Raw genomic sequence first — 16,035 nt, 5'->3', positions numbered from 1 at the left:
AACGACGAAATCTTCGGCCCGGCGGGGGCGCGGGCCTTCGCCCGCGACGCCAAGGAGGCGGAGGTTCACCTGGTCAACGGCGGGCACTTCCTGCTGGAGAGCCATCTGGACGTCGTCGCCGGTTACCTGCGCGGCTTCCTCGGACGAGTGCTCGGGTAGATGAGGCGGGCCGGAAGCCGAAGACGGAGCTCCGCGCGACGGCCGCTCCCGAGCGCAACGGGGCCGCCCGCAAGCCTCGCGTCCCCGCGACACCGACCGAGCCCCGTAGCGGAAGCAGAACGCGAGGGCCCGCGGGAGCAGCTGGGCAGCCGGCGCCGGGAAGTCGCTCATCTCGATCCGGGAGATCGCCCGCCCTTACAGGATCCTGCCCGGCTGGTTTCCACGGGGCGCGCAGCCCGGGTCGAAGGACGCCGAGCGCGTGCGCGGCCACCGCCAGGTCGGGCCACCAGGTTCTGGACCAGCGTCCGGCGACGGGTCTGAGCGGCAGCCGGCGTGAGGTGGACCGGGCACTCTACGACCGCGCCGTCACCCCATGCGGCCCCTGGCTGTGCGGAGCAGGTCGAGGGCGGAGGCGACGGTGACCTCCGAGCCGTCGATCCGGTTGCTGTAGCCCGCGATGCGCAGGCAGTGGCCGTGGTACGGCCCCCCGACGACCACACGTCCATTGTCGTCGATCTTGTACGCGTCGGCGTCGATCTCCGGAGCGGGCTGCGATTTCGGTTCAGGGCAGTACGTCCCGCCGGTATCCGACCTGAAGGAGACCGTCCAGAAAGCCTCGGGGGACTTCGGGGGCCGGTAGCTGCACTCGAACCCGTACCGTCCTTCCGAGCCAGCCGCCACGAGCGGAACACCGACCGACTTCTCCACCACGGCCTTGGGCAGCATGTCGCAGGGGCGTTTCCAGGAGACGGGCGCCTCGTCGCCGCCGCTGCCGCACCCGGTGAACACGAGCAATGCGCCTATCGCCAAGGCGCTCACCCGACGCCCGGTCAAGGCGTCACCCTCATCGAACGGCCTTCCGGGCAGACGGTGTTGGGGAGGTACATCGCTATGGCCCCTGCCTCTGGTCCTGCTGCTCGCGCTGATTGTCTTCGGCGCCGGTTTCGCGGTCAAGATCCTGTGGGGCTCGCGATCGCTTGTCCTGGCTGACTGCTCGGCTTCGCGGCGTCAGCCCGTGGGTTGAGTGCGCAGAGGGCCCTGCCGGGAGCGTGTGCGCCGTCCTGGGCAGGGCTCGTGCGGTGCCAGGTTCTGTCTCTTTGGTAATCGCCGTGCCCCGATGAGGATGGCGGCGAGGTGGCGTGCGGCCTGGAAGGCGATGGCGAGTTTTGTCGCATCGGGTGGCCAGGCCGCGCCACTGCTTGAGGCGGTTGATACAGCCTTCGACGGTGTTCCGCTGTTTGTAGGCCTCGACGTCGAAGCCGGGAGGGCGGCCGCCTCGGCGGCCTCGCCGCAGGCGGTGGCCGATCTGGTCGGACGGCTGCGGGATGACCGCGCGGATCGCTCGTCGTCGCAGCCAGGACCGGACTGGGCGGGAGGAGTCGGCCCGGTCCGCGAGCACGGCCAACGGCCGCGTTCGGGGCCTGCCGGGCCCGCGATGCGGGGCCCGGCTGGAGGACGACGGTGCGACCGAGCGGCACTACGGGTGCGCCCTGGCCGGCAGGGCCCCGGAGACCTATCAGCTCAAGCACGGGCTGACCATGGCCAAACCAGGGCAGTCGGTGGCAGGACAGCGCCGGTACGAGGAAGCGGCGGGCCTGTGGGCGCGGGCCCTGGACTTCGTGGGCGGCGTGGTCTCCGACCGCAACCGCCAGGCGATCCGGCAGATCCACGTCGGCGCCACCCGGTACGGCAAGCGCGGCATCACCGGCGCCGCGAGCCTGCCGAGCGCACCACCGAACTGCTCGGTACCTGAGAGGAACACCAGCACCCATGTCGAAGATCGGGGTCGTCATCCTGACCATGGGCGACCGACCCACAGAACTGGGAGCCCTCCTGGCGTCCGTCGCGGCGCAGGAAGGAGACCCCGCCACCGTCATCGTCCTGAGCCAGGGCGTGCCCCCCTCCCCCGTTGCCGGACGGCGTCGACGGCGTGGAGCCGGCGGAGAACCTGGCGATTCCCGAGGCCGCAACGCCGGGGTGGCCTGGCTGCCCGAGCAGGGCGGCGTGGACGTGGTCGTGGTCTTGAAGGACGACGGGCTGCTCCCGCGCACCGACACCTTCCCCACTGGTCCGGGAGGCGTTCGCCGCACGGCCTCGCCTGGGCGTCGCCGGCTTCCGCATCGCGGGCGAGACCGGCGCAAGCCAGCGCCGCCACGTCCCGTGGGTAGGTGGCAAGAACCCCATGACGTCCGGGCGGGTGACCACGTTCCTCGGCGGCGGCCATGCCACCCGTATTAGCGCGTGATGGACCAGGTCGGCGACTTCACGTGGGCCGCGTACACACTCGCACAACGCCCCCCACGCGCCGGGCCTGGCCGCGTGGTGGGCCGGCTTCTTCGAAGGCGTACGCGTGCCGTGCCCACCCCGGCGTCCCATGCGCTGGCGCACGGTCTGGCGACCGAGGCCGACGGCACCGCACTGGCCGACGGACTGGCTGTCGCCCATGCCGCAGCCGCAGCTCTGCCGGGCAGTCACCTCCTCGAGCGACGCGGCGAGGACGACACGCGCCGAACGACATCGGCCGGTAGTGGTGCCGTGCCGCCGTGGACGGCATCGGCGAAGCCGAGGACTGGTCGGCCGGCACCGAGTGGGATTGCGCGACGTACGATCACCTGGTCCGCGCCCCGTAAGGAGATCCGCTCGTTGACTGCGTCCGTTCCACCGCTCCGTCCCCCCATCAGTCTGCTGCCGGTGCAGCAGCTCACCCGCCTCGAGGACGGCGAGCGGCTGCACAGCCTGCTGTGGCAAGCGGGCAACGGCTGGCGGATGATCAGCAGCGCCGTACTCGGGGGCGGAATCGGGGTACGCTCGTGGGTCCTCAACGCGCAGGTGTCACACGGCTACCAGCGGACCGACCCGCACCGTCACCTCGCAGAGCTGGCCCGTGAAGCAGGCGCGCACGGACCGGGAGTTGGGCTGATGACCGCCGCAGACGTCCGGGCCTACGGCCACGCCCACGACGGCGGTGCGGAGGCCGTCGCCACCGCAGGGCTGGGGGTCCGCGGCTGGGCCGCTTCCCCCCGACAAGGCGCGGCCCTCGCCCCAACCCCCGGCACGATCAACATCGTGGTGGCGCTGCCGGTGCCGCTCACCGACGCTGCGCTGGTCAACGCCGTGGCCACGGCCACTGAAGCGAAGGTGCAGGCACTGCTCGATGCCGGCTTCGACTGCTCGGGCACTCCCACGGATGCCGTGTGCGTCGCCGCCCGAATCCCGGACTCCGACGAGGAACTCCACGCCTTCGCCGGCCCCCGATCCCTGTGGGGAGCGCGGGTGGCCCGCGCCGTCCACCACGCCGTGGGCGCCGCGGCCAGGCTCTGACCGGTCCACACCGGTGACCACGCGGCACTCGACAGGAGACAACCCGTTCGACGACCGGTTGCCCGCGCGCTCCTCTGCGAGCGGGTCGTCGACACCAGGACCCGAAGTCCGCGCAAGTGAGCCAACCCCTGGTGGGACATCTCCGATCTTCCCGATTACTGGCACAACATCGTGGACTCGCCCGCCGAGTGAATCTCCGGCCTGCCGGGCCACGGGTTCTGTGCGCACCAGCAGTTCCGTTCGCCGAACGGTCACGGTGATCGTTCGGCGAACGCGTACCCGCACCTCTCATTTCGACAGTTATGGGTTGGCCTGCGTCGGTGAGGTTCACCAACCGGTGGCCGTAAAGCCGGGGACGCCGGCGCCGCGATCACCGGGGCCACCGCTGTGGCGATGGCCGGTCCCGTCACCCAGTACCCGGCCACCGCGCATGCCGTCCAGCCGTCTGAGACCGCCGACAGCCAGAGCATAGGCGCGAGCACTACATGAGCGGAGTTCTCACGGAAGTGCGGTCAGAACCAGGCCGGCACCTACCCCCTGCGCCGGCCCTGCTGCTCTTACAGGTTGAACTTCGCCACCACGGGCGAGTGGTCGGAGGGCTTGGCGTGTGGCGCGGCCGGGTGTGCCTCCACCACGTTGGGCAGTTTCTCGTTGCCGGTCGAGACCGATTCGAACGTGGCCAGCAGTGAGTGGCTGATCATGATGTGGTCGATCAGCTCGTGCTGCCCTTCGAAGATGCGGGAGAAGCCGCCCCGCTCCAGGATGTGCGGGGCCAGGTTCCACAGGCGGTTGGCGTCGCCCGGGTTGTCGGGGTGGGTGAAGCCGCCGGTGCCGATCTGCGAGCCGGGCGGCCCGTACAGGATCTGGGTGGTGGCGGCCTGCCACTCGTCGTTGAAGTCGCCCAAGACGATCACGTTGCGGTTCTTCCCGTCGCCTTGGAGCAGTTCGTCGACCAGGCCACGCATGGTGGCGGCCTCGGCGGCGCGGCGGAAGAGCGCGTAAGCCTCATAGCGGGCGCGCAGGTGCTCGTCGTTCGTGCTGTGCTGCTTGTTCGGGAAGGTCAGCAGCTTCGACTTGAGGTGGCAGACGGCCACGTGGAGGCTTCGGCCGGGAGATGGCTCGATTCGGACAGCCAGACCGCCGCGCCCCATCTCGCTGGTGAGGGCGTCGTCGCCCTGGTCCTCGACCTGGATGGGGTGGAGGTGGTCCGGGAAGTCCTTGCGGTGCTTTACGTCGAGCAGGGGCAAGCGGCTGATGACGCCGACCCGGATGCCGCGGGGGTCGGGGTGGTTCGACAGGGCGGTGTGCCAGGTGCCCGGCAGCTTGGCCACCAGGTCGTCCAGTGCCTCCTGGCCGCCGACCTCCTGCACGCCGAGCAGGTCCGGCCCGATCTCGGTGATGGCGCCGGCCAGGGCCTCGACCTTGGCGTCGTAGGTCGCCTGGTCCTTGGCGGCGCACCGGCTGGGGTTGGGGGCGCTGCCCGCCGGCAACGGTCGGCAGAAGTTCTCTACGTTCCAGGTCCCGATGATCAAGCTCAAGGCTGTTCCCGTCGTCGTCGACCAGGTCGCGGGCCAGTCTTTCGGACGCATTCGAACGAGTCCGATATGCGGGGTGGGCGCGCCTGCGTGTTCACCCATCGGCAGCAGCGAGCGTGCATCCACGGTCCTGACGGGTGCGCTGCTGCTACGGGCAAGGCCTTCCACCACGTCTTCGCCTCGGCGGGGCAGGAGGCAGCGGGAGGTCGGTTACGGGCGGTCTCCGGTGCCGCCACTGGTGGGGGCGGATGTCTGCTGATGTCCGCCTGGCCGCGGCGCACGCCGTGTGTCGGCGATGCTGTCACGGGCGGCTTGGGCGACGGCTTCGGGGGTGATGCCGAACTCGGTGTAGAGGCGCCGGTAGTCGGCGGAGGCGCCGTAGTGCTCCAGGCTGACGATGCGGCCGGCGTCGCCGACCACCTCGCGCCAGCTCTGCCCGACGGCCGCCTCGACGCTGACCCGGGCCCGCACGTCGGGGGGCAGGACCTGGTCCTGGTAGTCCGCCGGCTGGGCGGCGAACCACTCCCGGCACGGCATCGACACCACCCGTACCGACAGGTCGTCGGCGGCCAGCAGCTCGGCGGCGTCCAGGGCGATCTGCACCTCAGAGCCGGTGGCGACCAGGATGACGTCCGGTGTGGCACCGTCGTCCGCTCCGGCCAGGACGTATCCGCCGCGGCCCGCCCCGCTGGCGGATGCGTACTGGCCGCTGTCGCGGTCCAGGATCGGCAGGTCTTGCCGGGACAGGACCAGCCCGGCAGGGCGGTCCCTGTGTTCGAGGATGGCCTGCCAGCAGGCGGTGGTCTCGTTGGCGTCGGCGGGGCGCACGACGTCGAAGCCGGGGATGGCGCGCAGCGCGGCGAGGTGTTCGACGGGCTGGTGGGTGGGGCCGTCCTCGCCCAGGCCGATGGAGTCGTGGGTCCAGATGTAGATGGTAGGCAGTCGCATGAGCGCGGCCAGGCGGACCGCGGGGCGCATGTAGTCGGAGAACGTCAGGAACGTGCCGCCGTAGGGGCGGGTCAGGCTCTGCAGCGCGATGCCGTTGAGGACCGCGCCCATGGCGTGCTCGCGGATCCCGAAGTGCAGGGTCCGTCCGTAGGGGCCGCCTTTCCAGTCCTTTGTCTGCCGGTCGGACGGGATGAAGGAGGGCTCGCCGTCCATGGTGGTGTTGTTGCTGCCTGCCAGGTCCGCCGAGCCGCCCCACAGCTCCGGCAGGACCGGGGCGAGCGCGTTGAGCACTTCGCCCGAGGCGGCGCGGGTGGCCATGCCCTTCTTGCTGTCGGCGGGAAAGGAGGGCAGGGCGTCGGTCCAGCCGTCGGGCAGTTGCTGCTTCTGGAGCCGGTCGAGCAGCGCGGCCCGGTCCGGATGGTTCCGCTTCCAGGCGGTGAACTGCTCGTCCCACTGGGCGTGGGCCTGCCGGCCGCGGTCGGCGGCCTGTCGGGTGCGGGCCAGAACGTCGTCCTCGACGGTGAAGCTGGTCTCGGGATCGAAGCCCAGCAGGCGCTTCGTGGCGGCGACCTCCTCCTCGCCCAGTGCGGAGCCGTGGGCCTTGCCCGTGTTCTGCTTGGTCGGGGCCGGCCAGCCGATCAGGGTACGCAGCATGATCAGCGAAGGCCGCCCGGTCTCCTCCCGGGCCGCCCGGACCGCCGCCAGCAGGGCGTCGACGTCCTCGACGTACGTGCCGGTGCGCGTCCAGTCCACGCTCTGCACGTGCCAGCCGTAGGCGGCGAAGCGAGCGGGGACGTCCTCGCTGAAGGAGACGTCGGTGTCGTCCTCGATCGAGATGTGGTTGGAGTCGTAGAAGACGATGAGGTCGCCGAGTTCCTGGTGCCCGGCCAGGGATGCGGCCTCGGCGGTGACGCCCTCCATCAGGTCGCCGTCGGAGGCGATGACGTAGACGTGGTGGTCGAAGGGGCTGCGGCCCGGTGCGGCATCGGGGTCGAGCAGGCCGCGCTCGCGGCGCGCGGCCATGGCCATGCCGACCGCGCTGGCCAGGCCCTGGCCCAGCGGCCCGGTGGTGATCTCCACTCCGCGGGTGTGACGGTGCTCCGGGTGGCCCGGGGTGGCCGAGCCCCAGGTGCGGTACGCCTCCAGGTCCGACAACTCCATTTCGTAGCCGGCCAGGTAGAGCTGGATGTACAGGGTCAGGCTCGAATGCCCGCAGGACAGCACGAAGCGGTCCCGCCCCAGCCACTGGTCATCGGCCGGATCGTGGCGCATGACGTTCTGGAACAGCAAGTACGCCAGTGGGGCCAGGCTCATCGCGGTACCCGGGTGACCGTTGCCGACCTTCTGCACCGCGTCGGCCGCCAGCAGCCGCGCGGTGTCCACCGCCCGCACGTCTACCGCGTCCCACGCGGCCCGCTCGGCCACCGGGTCCGCCACGGACCTGGTGCCCCGTACTGCGCCGGGCTGCTCGTTCATCATGCTGTCCCTTCGTCATGCGGACGGACCGGTCGGGCGGGCCGCTCGCTGGTGGATGGGCGCCTGCGGCCGTGCCTTTCGGCACGCGCGGTTGACCTGGCTTGCGTCATCACACGGCCTGTACCGGGGATCCGAGCGCTCGGGCCGCCGCGGCGGAGCGAACCTCTTCCAGCGTGGTGCTCTGCTGCGCGGCGCGTTCCAGCAGGACGGCGAGGTCGTCGGCGTTGAGCCGGCTGTCGGTCTGGGCCAGGGCGAGCAAGGTGCGCCAGCAGGCTGCCTTGCCCTGGACGCCGGTCAGCATCGCCTCCGCTTCCAGGAGGTCGCTGAGAGGGGAGCGGGAGAACAGGTGCCCGTTGGTCTTCAAGCGGCCCGCCTTCTCCGCCAGCCAGGCCGCGGCCGTCTTGGACTGGCTGGTCGAGACACCCAGGTTGGTCATGATCCGGGTCAGTGCGGTCCGGTCCTCCTCGATCTGGTCCGCGAGTTCGGCGAGTGTGTGGCCGTCCTGCTCGTCCTTGCGAGCGTCCGCGGCCCGCCTGAACAGCTCCAGGCCGGCGGTGGCGGCGGCGTGGTGGTCGCCCAGGTAGATCGCCAGGAGTTCGGCGCTCTCGGATTCGGCTTGGGCTGCAGCGGGCTTCGCGTGCATTTCGCGGGCCACCGACTCTCCGAGTTCGCGCCAGCTGTCCTCGAACTTGGTCAGCCCCTCGCGCTCCAGCGTGTCGGTGACGTCGGTGAAGTCGATGCCGACCCGTTCCAGTGCGGCGAAGTGGTCCTTGGCAGCCGCGAAGTCGTCCACGGTGGGCGTGTGCGCGGGAAGGGTGCCGTGGTCCGCGAACGCGTCCAGCGTGCCGCCGGGCATGGTGTTGACCGTGCCCGCGATCACGAGCTCGGTGACGTACATCGTGTCGGGGAGGTTCGGGTCCTTGACGCCGGTGGAGGCCCACAGCGGGCGCTGGGTGCGGGCACCCGCCGCGGCGAGCCGCTGCCACCGCGGATCGACGAGCAGCTGTTCGTAGGCCTGGAACGCGAGGCGCGCGTTGGCAACCCCGGCCTTGCCCTTGAGCGCCAGAGCCTGCGCGGTGCCGATGGTGTCGAGCCGCCGGTCGACCTCGACGTCGACCCGGGAGACGAAGAACGAGGCCACCGAGTGGACGTCCGCGAGCTCGCGGCCATGGGCCTGAGCCTGCTCCAGGCCCCGCAGATAGGCGTGCATCACCTCGCGGTAGCGGTCCAGGGAGAAGATCAGCGTGACATTGACGCTGATGCCCTCGGCAGTGACCGCGGTGATCGCTTCCAGCCCCGCCCGGGTGGCCGGGATCTTGATGAGCAGGTTCGGCCGGTCGACCGTCTCCCAGAGCTTACGAGCCATGGCGACGGTCGAGCCGACGTCCTGCGCCAGCCGCGGATCGACCTCGATGGACACCCGGCCGTCGATACCCGCACTCCGCTCGTACACGGGGGCCAGCTCGTCGCAGGCATCGCGGACATCATCGGTGGTCAGGGCGAAAACCGCGTCATCGACACTGCTTCCTGCCTCGCCCAAGGCCCGCAGCTGCTCGTTGTAGCGGTCCCCCTTCGACAGAGCCGAGGCGAAGATCGTGGGGTTAGTGGTGACCCCCACGACGTGCTTGTCGGCGATCAACTTCCTGAGCTCCCCGCCGGCGAGGAGTTCCCGGGACAGATCGTCGAGCCAGATCGACACTCCGGCCGCGGACAGGGCGGCGAGCGGGCTGGATTCAGTGGGACCGAGCATGGGGGACCTCCAGAGCGGTACGGCGCCGCGCACGCTGTGGTTGCTTTCGCCCGATGGACGGACTGCCGGCGGCGGCACTCGCACGGTGGTTCTCTCCCCCGCCTGCCCGGATCGCCCGGTAGCAAGCGCAAGACCCGAAACGAACGGCCTGGGGCCGACGCCTGCCGGGCCAGCTGTCCGTCTCCGGCGTCGTCCGAGCATGGCTCGCAGGTAGCGCGCGTCCGAACGGAAGTTTGGCGTGCCGCAGCAGGCCGAAGCCTTGGTTGCCCTGCCCCGGACGGGGGGACTGCGGCACGTGTGGGTTCTACCCCCATCCCCCTCGCACATGCCGCCCACCCGCCGTCCGTCCCAGCCGTGGATCGACGAAGGGTCCGCCGGCCTAATCTCCGGTCACCGACAGTCCGGCTTCCACATGTCGAGGAAGAGGCGCTTACGCTCGGGGGTGAAACGGAATGTCCCGTGCCGGCGCTGGCCACCCGGCACCCACATTCGGCACGCTCGACGATCCCGGCCGCGCAGTGCTGATCGGGATCGGTCCCCGCCAGCAGCAGCGCGAGCGCCGTCTCGGTACGGGCCGCAGTGAACAACCCCGCACACCTGCCCCCGCCGCCAGTCCGGCGGTCGCCGCGTCCTGGCCGTCCCGCAGCCCGTCGAAAAGCGCCGACGGCGCACGGGCGGGTGGCAGCAGGTGGCGGGAGCTCGGTTGTCAGCGAGGGGATCGGGCTCAGGTGCCGCTGTTCCAGTGGGCGTGCATGTCGCGCAGAGGAGTGAGCGAGGCGGCCGTCTGGTCGAGGGTGACGGTGCCCGGCTCCCCGGTACGGGGCGGGCGCCGGTGGGCGGTGACGGCAGTCCAGGGCGCCCACAGGGCGTGGCGGGTGGCTCGGCGGGCGAGGGCGGTCAGGGGCCAGGGGGCGTCGACGGGCCGGTGGTCGTAGGCGAGCAAGCGGCTGCGGCGGCGGGTCGCGATGACGATCCCCGCAACGTGCAGTCCGGGCAGACGGCGGCTCGGGGCAGCAGCTTCGGTGAGGCGGACGTCGCTCACGTGGCCGATGTCGCGTCCGGTGACGTCGATGACACGGGCGCCCATGAGATCAGCCAGGCGCATGGCCTGATCCGGGGAGCGGGGCGATGACGTTGTCACGGATCCAGTCCTCCAGCGGGTGCAGGGTGGCATCGACGGGCGGCGTCGTGGCGGTCAGGGCGGCGCCGATGCGGATGATGTGGCCCATGGCGATTCGGGCGTGGTGGTCGGTGGGTCCGGTGGTCAGGCGGCGGGCGAGCGCGTTGAGGAGACGTGCGGGCCGGCCCCTGAGGCGGGGGGCCAGGGCGGTCGGCCCGATGAGGACGGCGCTGACGACAAGGCTGCCGTCGCTGTCGGGAATGAGTTCGAGGTCGTCGGCCTTGGCGAGGGGGGTGCCGTCCTCGGTGACGATCTGCCTGTCCAGCAGGTGGAAGCGGGCGCTGTAGGCGCGGCCGGGGGTGCGTTCGTCGCCCGGCCTGGGCGGCGGGTGCTGGGGCATCACAGGCCTGCTTTCGTGGCGAACATGAGGGGCAGGGCCGCCAGGGAGGCGACGAGGATGATCAGGAGGTAGAGCACGCCCAGGCTGTTGGCGAGGCGGCCGTTCACGGCCTCGCCCATGTACTCGCGATCGTTGGCGACGACGAGGATCGGGAGATAGGTCAGGGGCAGGGCGACGGCGGCGAACACCAGGGAGTACTCGGTGACCTTGATGGGGTCGATGCCTGTCAGGACGAGCATCGACCCCACCAGAAGCGAGACGATCACTACCAAGTGGAAGCGGGCGGCGGCCCGCGGGGCGTGGGTCTTGCCCCAGGTCCAGCCGAAGTACTGGGCGACGGTGTATCCGCAGGAGAGAGCGGTTTCCAGAGCGGCGCCGAACGTGGCGGCGAAGACGCCCAGAAGCACGAAGGCGAAGCCGACCTTGCCGAGGGAGACGACGACGGGCAGCGCCACCTGGGAGAGGTGGTCGACGGCGATGCCCTCGGGGTGAAGGACGAGCGCGGCCCCGGTCATGATCGACAGGGCGAGCAGGCCTCCGAGGGGGAAGCCGAGGAAGACGTTGACGCGTTCGTTGATCAGGTCCTTGCGGCTCCAGCGTTCCTCGATGCCGCCGGAGGAGAAGAAGAACACCTCGTAGGGGGTCATGGCGCTCGCGAACAGCGCGATCCCGTAGTAGAGGTAGGTCGGCAGGCCTTCGCCGGCAGGGAGCTGCGGGTGGGTGACCTGCTGCCACATGTCGCCCCATCGCGGGTCGAGGTGGAGCACGGCCACGATGAAGACGATCAGGGAGAGACCGGCCAGCCCGAAGATCCGCTCCATCGTCTCGAACTTCGTCCTCCAGATCACCACCCACACCGCGAACGTCACAGCGGGGATCCACAGCAGGTAGGACACCGACGACAGCAGTTCCAGTGCGAGGCCGACCCCGGCGAGCTCGGCTGCGAGTGTCAGCAGGGTGACGAGGAACGAGCCGGTGAGGTTCGCGAACGCCACGCGGGGGCCGAGGCGCTCGCGGACGATGTCGAAGGTGGGCCGACCGGACACCGCGGCGACCCGGCCGGCCATCTCCGCGTACACGCAGATACCCACCACGCCCAGGAGCAGGACCCAGACGAGGGCGAATCCGAAGCGGGCGCCGACCAGGGACGAGGCGACCAGGTCGCCGATGTCGACGAACCCTCCGATGGCGGTCAGGATGCCGAGGGTGACGGCGAGGACGCGTTTCACGACAGCCGTTCCTCCAGCCGCTCCAGCTGGTCCTGCGCCTTGGCCAGCGCCGGCGTGTGCCCGGCGAGCGCGGTGCTCTCGCCGCGACGGGCGGCGATCCGCGCGGCGGTCATGGCATCGCCGGCCGCAGAGAGCGCGTCGGTGACCTCACCCCGTATCCGGTCGGCGTTCGCGTCCGGGGGCTGGCGGGAGGTGAATGCCTGCTCGGCGCCGGCCAGGTCCTTCTCCGCCTCCCCCAGCAGGACGGATGCGTACGCACTGGTGGTGTTTCCGCGGCCGGCGGCCTCGGTGGCCAGGCGTGCCGTGCCCACGGCTGAAGCTGCGGCTTCGGCGGTGTTGGCGGCCTTGAGGCGGTAGTCCTCCTCCGTGCGCGAGGAGCCCGCGCACCCGGCCACCGCCAAGACGCACACGGCCGCCAGAGCCGGCCACGCCGCCGCACGCCACGGCACACCCGCGTGCCTCACCGGTTGCGGGCAATGAAGTACACCGCCAGCAGCAGGAGCAGCGCCAGCTGCCCCCAGCTCGCCAGCAGTACCAGTCCTTGGTCCATGCACAGCCTCCGACCCGCCTCTCCGCTTTCCCGGGAACACACGTCTGCCCCGGGGAGCAAGCCGTAGTCCACACCCGGCGCACGGGCCGGGCCCCGCACCACAGCGCACATCCACCGCTTCCGCCCTGTGCGCGTGCGGTCGGGACCTTCTGAGCGGCGGTCCTCCGTGCCGCGGACAGTCACCCAGGGTGTTCGCCAGCCACTGCTCGGTCATGGTCGAGCGTCCCTGGATCCGGCGCTTCCTCGCTTCTGGCGCTGGATCTCCTGGGGATGACGCTCCCTTCTCGGTGGTCTGTACGCAGCCATCGTCTGCGCCCCGCGACGTACCCGCATCTCACGCTCACCCCCGCGGACGCGGGCGGCTTTGCCGGCGCCGGACCCCCACGACCAGTTACGGCACCGGCCCGTGAGGCGTAAGGCCTGGGGCGAACGTGAACGCATCACCGCTTGGCCGAGTCACCCGGCGAGGTCGTGGGCGGTGTCCGGGCCGGAAATGGGAGCCTCACCCGACGGGGCGGCGCGGCGCGCGCGCCGGGCCCGGAACACGCGAGCGCCCGGACCGGCATATGGCCGTGAGCAGGCGGGTAGGCGCCCGCCATGGATGAGACGACCCGATGGAAGCCCGGCGAGGTCGTGCCGCAGAGCGGAATCTATGCCTGTGACTGCGGCAAGGAGCACCTCTGGAGCAAGAGCACCGACGTCCGCGGGCACCGGTTCCCTCCCCTGCCCTACGAGTGTGCGGGACAGGCCTGGACGCTGCGCACTGACGCCCACCCCGACACAGACTGACGGCCACGGCTGCGGATCAGCGACCCCCTTGCGCCGGGTTGGCGCCGGGGGAACGCCAACGGGAGTTTGGCCTCACTACGCTGCTGCGAAAGCATGCCGAATGCCGGAAAGGGGAGGTCCGGCTCCACTTCCCCGCCTGGTCCGGGCGAGCCCCCAGCCGGGAGACCGGGGGCGGTACCGGAAGGACGTGAGAGGCCGCGGGATCAGGTGCCGGTGCCGGAGCGGCCGCTCTCGATGGATACCCGGACGCTGTTGACCTGCGGGTCGACCGCATCAGGGATGATCATGCCCGCTTCGACGCCCGAGCGGAGGTAGCACAGTACGTCATCGGTGAGGCGTTCCCCGGGGAGCGCCGCCGGGATGCCCGGCGGGTAGGGGGTGAGCATTTCGGCGGCGATCCGCCCGGCCGCCTTCTGCCAGGGGACCTGTTCGGTGGGGCCGAAGAAGGCGTCGCGCGGCAGCGCCGCCTGTTCCAGCCGCAGCCTGGCGGGCGCCGGCACCTCTACGGGCTGCCCGGTACGCAGTTCGGGGACGTGTGCGGCGAGATCGGTCAGGGCCGTGAGCAGGACGCGGGCGCTGCGTTCGTCGTCGGCGTGCGTGAGCTGGGCGCTGATGCGGCGGTGGTCGGCGAGGTGGAGGTTGACCCGGTGGTGGCGGCGCAGCCAGTCGGCTGCGCGGTAGCCCGGGACGTTCCAGGCACTGATATCGATGATGATCTGCAGCGGGTCGGCGTCGGCCGCCTTGCCGGGGCCGCAGAAATCCTCGCGGCCGTGCACCCGCATGCCGTCGATCCGCGCGATCTGCTCGCGCAGCAGCCGGGCGAGGTCGAGGGCATCGTCGTAGAGGGCCTTTCCCTGTTCGACCATCTGCCGGCGCCAGCCGTCGAGGGCCGCGTACACGAGGACGGAGGGGCTGGTCGTGCCCAGCAGATCCTCGCGGCTCTTGAGTACCTCGGGCTTGACCAGGTCGCCCTGGAGGTGGAAAACCGAGCTCTGCTCCAGCCCGGAGCCCATCTTGTGGACGGAGGTGACGCAGACGTCGGCTCCGGCGTCCATCGCCCAGGTGGGCAGGCCGGGATGGAAGGGCAGGTGGGCGCCCCAAGCCTCGTCGACGACGAGGGGCTTGCCCCGCGCATGGCACACCTCGGCGATGGCGGTGAGGTCCGAGCAGGTGCCGTACGGGGTGGGGGTGGTCACCAGCGCGCCGCGGGCGTCGGGGTACGCGGCGAAGGCCGCCTCGAAGGCCTCGGCGGACGGGGGGTGGGCGAGGTGGCGTTCTGCGTCCCATTGCGGGTCCACCCACACAGGTCGGATTCCGGAAAGAATCAGTCCGGAGACGACGGACTTGTGGGCGTCCCGGCCGACCAGGAGTTCTTCGTGCGGTCCGGCGACGGACAGCATGGCCGACTTCACCGACAGCGAGCTCCCGCAGGTGGAGAAGAAGGCGTGATCGGCGCCGACGGCCTCGGCCATCAACGCCTGCGCCTCCTCGATGACGCCCTGGGAGGCTGTACGGTCGTCCAGGCCACTGGTGGCGAGGACATCGGAGCGGAACACCGCGTCGCCGAGCGCCGCCTTCACCCGCGGGTCGGCGCCGCGGCCTTGTTTGTGCCCGGGTGGGGTGAAGGGGGTCTGGCCTGTGTCGTGGTAGGCGGCCAGCGCGTCAAGTACGGGCGTCTTCGACTGGTCCATACGCCGGCGTCTGCCCTCCCGAGCAGGTGGAAAACGGACGGGCGCGTACGCGAGCGCAGAGGCACCTCAACGCTCGTCGCGCGCTTCCTCGTCCGCCTGGCCGCCGGCGCCCAGCATCCCCGTGGCTTCGAACGGGGCCGTTCGGGCGAGCCGAGGCAACTCGGTGCGCGCGATGTGCGTCACGATCGGCGGCAGGAACGCCCGCACCGGCTGGACGGCCCGCAGCCAGGCGGGTACGTATACGGACGCCCTGCGTCGTTCTACGGCGGTGACCAGGCGTGCGGCCACGTGAGCGGCCGGGTAGACCTTGCGGGCGGGCCGGGGCATGTGGGCACGCAGTTCGCGCAGGACCGCGTACTGGTCGGCCTCACGGGTCATGTCGGTGTCGACCCAATTGATGTAGGCGACGGTGACCCCGACGCCCTCGTGGGCGAGTTCGGCGCGCAGGGCATGGGCGAGGGATTCGGCTCCCGCTTTGGAGGCGCAGTAGGCGCTCATCAGCGGTGACGTGCCCATGGCGGCCAGCGAGGTGACCTGGAGGTAGACCCCTCCGGTGGTCAGCAGTGCGGGGAGGAAGGAGCGGGCGGTCGCCGCACTCCCGATGAGGTTGACCTCGACGACGCGCCGCCAGGAGACGGAATCGGAGTCGGCGAACGGCCCGCCTTCGGCGATACCAGCGTTGGCGACCACGATGGAGGCGGGCCCGAGCCGGGCGGCCACATGCGCGGCCGCGTCCGCCATCGCGGCGTCGTCGGTGACGTCGGCGTGGCACCAGGTGGCCTCCTGGCGCAGCGAGGCGGCGACATGGGCGAGCTCCTGCGGTTCCAGCCCCAGCAGAGCCACTTTCGCGCCCCGCCGGTCGAGCTCCCGGGCGGTTGCAGCGCCGAGCCCCCGCGCGGCGCCCGTCACAACGGCGACGCGGCCGCTCAGCGGCATCCGGTCTCTCGCGTATGACATGCGACCTCCCGGTACGGGACGCGCCAATCCCGCGGGTGCGGTCCGGACACGTACCGATGCACCCTGCTGCTACCCCGAGGATCTGCGCGAACACCCCTGGAGGGGTGTGA

Annotated in this window: 12 protein-coding genes and 4 pseudogenes; 5 read left to right on the top strand and 11 right to left on the bottom strand. The window is 71.0% G+C overall.

Annotated elements, in window-relative coordinates; translation table 11 throughout:
* Nucleotides 1-159, top strand: a 159-nt coding sequence (locus tag ACS04_RS39945; RefSeq protein WP_425337869.1) for an alpha/beta fold hydrolase, incomplete at its 5' end; no start/stop codon positions are given.
* A 366-nt stretch (nucleotides 160-525) separates the two neighbouring features.
* On the opposite strand, the gene ACS04_RS34895 is transcribed toward ACS04_RS39945, so the two are convergent.
* Nucleotides 526-969 carry a hypothetical protein gene (locus ACS04_RS34895; RefSeq protein WP_167352617.1) on the bottom strand — a complete coding sequence of 148 codons (444 nt, stop codon included), beginning with the start codon at nucleotides 967-969 and terminating at the stop codon, nucleotides 526-528.
* Nucleotides 970-1,057: 88 nt separating this feature from the next.
* On the opposite strand from ACS04_RS34895, the pseudogene ACS04_RS40575 reads away from it, so the two are divergent.
* Nucleotides 1,058-1,123, top strand: a pseudogene (locus ACS04_RS40575) (hydrophobic protein); the annotation flags it as partial.
* 198 nt (nucleotides 1,124-1,321) lie between these two features.
* Here the strand turns inward: ACS04_RS40575 and ACS04_RS37980 are convergent.
* Nucleotides 1,322-1,585: pseudogene (locus ACS04_RS37980) on the bottom strand (IS5/IS1182 family transposase); the annotation flags it as partial.
* 344 nt (nucleotides 1,586-1,929) lie between these two features.
* Between ACS04_RS37980 and ACS04_RS39935 the strand changes: the two are divergent.
* Nucleotides 1,930-2,557 (top strand): annotated as a pseudogene (locus ACS04_RS39935) (glycosyltransferase family 2 protein); the annotation flags it as partial.
* 245 nt (nucleotides 2,558-2,802) lie between these two features.
* The gene (locus ACS04_RS34885; RefSeq protein ID WP_048480870.1) at nucleotides 2,803-3,480 is read left to right on the top strand and encodes an adenosylcobinamide amidohydrolase; all 678 of its coding nucleotides are present in this window, start codon (nucleotides 2,803-2,805) and stop codon (nucleotides 3,478-3,480) included.
* A gap of 557 nt (nucleotides 3,481-4,037) precedes the next feature.
* Here ACS04_RS34885 and ACS04_RS34880 read toward each other — a convergent pair.
* From ACS04_RS34880 to ACS04_RS34850, 7 genes and pseudogenes are all read right to left on the bottom strand, one after another.
* On the bottom strand, nucleotides 4,038-5,018 hold the full coding sequence (locus ACS04_RS34880; RefSeq protein ID WP_245236703.1) for an endonuclease/exonuclease/phosphatase family protein: 981 nt from the start codon (nucleotides 5,016-5,018) through the stop codon (nucleotides 4,038-4,040).
* Between the two features lie 207 nt (nucleotides 5,019-5,225).
* Nucleotides 5,226-7,442 (bottom strand): transketolase, encoded by a 2,217-nt coding sequence (gene tkt, locus ACS04_RS34875; protein WP_048480868.1) that lies wholly within the window; start codon nucleotides 7,440-7,442, stop codon nucleotides 5,226-5,228.
* A 613-nt stretch (nucleotides 7,443-8,055) separates the two neighbouring features.
* Nucleotides 8,056-9,189 (bottom strand): annotated as a pseudogene (tal, locus tag ACS04_RS34870) (transaldolase); the annotation flags it as partial.
* 724 nt (nucleotides 9,190-9,913) lie between these two features.
* On the bottom strand, nucleotides 9,914-10,294 hold the full coding sequence (locus tag ACS04_RS34865; RefSeq protein WP_048480867.1) for a PRC-barrel domain-containing protein: 381 nt from the start codon (nucleotides 10,292-10,294) through the stop codon (nucleotides 9,914-9,916).
* Entirely contained in the window at nucleotides 10,281-10,709 is a 429-nt protein-coding gene (locus tag ACS04_RS34860; protein ID WP_053081125.1) for a hypothetical protein, read from the bottom strand. The genes ACS04_RS34865 and ACS04_RS34860 overlap by 14 nt, the downstream gene beginning before the upstream one ends.
* Nucleotides 10,709-11,938: an NRAMP family divalent metal transporter gene (locus ACS04_RS34855; RefSeq protein ID WP_048480866.1), complete on the bottom strand. Its 1,230-nt coding sequence runs from the start codon at nucleotides 11,936-11,938 to the stop codon at nucleotides 10,709-10,711. Before ACS04_RS34855 ends, ACS04_RS34860 begins: the two co-directional genes overlap by 1 nt.
* On the bottom strand, nucleotides 11,935-12,348 hold the full coding sequence (locus ACS04_RS34850; RefSeq protein ID WP_158977831.1) for a hypothetical protein: 414 nt from the start codon (nucleotides 12,346-12,348) through the stop codon (nucleotides 11,935-11,937). The genes ACS04_RS34855 and ACS04_RS34850 overlap by 4 nt, the downstream gene beginning before the upstream one ends.
* 737 nt (nucleotides 12,349-13,085) lie before the next feature.
* Here ACS04_RS34850 and ACS04_RS34845 point away from each other — a divergent pair.
* The gene (locus tag ACS04_RS34845; RefSeq protein ID WP_048480864.1) at nucleotides 13,086-13,277 is read left to right on the top strand and encodes a hypothetical protein; all 192 of its coding nucleotides are present in this window, start codon (nucleotides 13,086-13,088) and stop codon (nucleotides 13,275-13,277) included.
* A 203-nt stretch (nucleotides 13,278-13,480) separates the two neighbouring features.
* Here ACS04_RS34845 and ACS04_RS34840 read toward each other — a convergent pair whose 3' ends face one another.
* Entirely contained in the window at nucleotides 13,481-14,968 is a 1,488-nt protein-coding gene (locus ACS04_RS34840; RefSeq protein ID WP_048480863.1) for an aminotransferase class I/II-fold pyridoxal phosphate-dependent enzyme, read from the bottom strand.
* Nucleotides 14,969-15,034: 66 nt separating this feature from the next.
* On the bottom strand, nucleotides 15,035-15,925 hold the full coding sequence (locus tag ACS04_RS34835; protein WP_048480862.1) for an SDR family oxidoreductase: 891 nt from the start codon (nucleotides 15,923-15,925) through the stop codon (nucleotides 15,035-15,037).
* Between the last annotated feature and the right edge of the window lie 110 nt (nucleotides 15,926-16,035).

Source organism: Streptomyces roseus (assembly GCF_001044425.1).
GTDB lineage: Bacteria > Actinomycetota > Actinomycetes > Streptomycetales > Streptomycetaceae > Streptomyces > Streptomyces roseus.
Note: the sequence above shows the minus strand (reverse complement) of the source record. Positions and strands in the feature narration are given on the sequence as shown.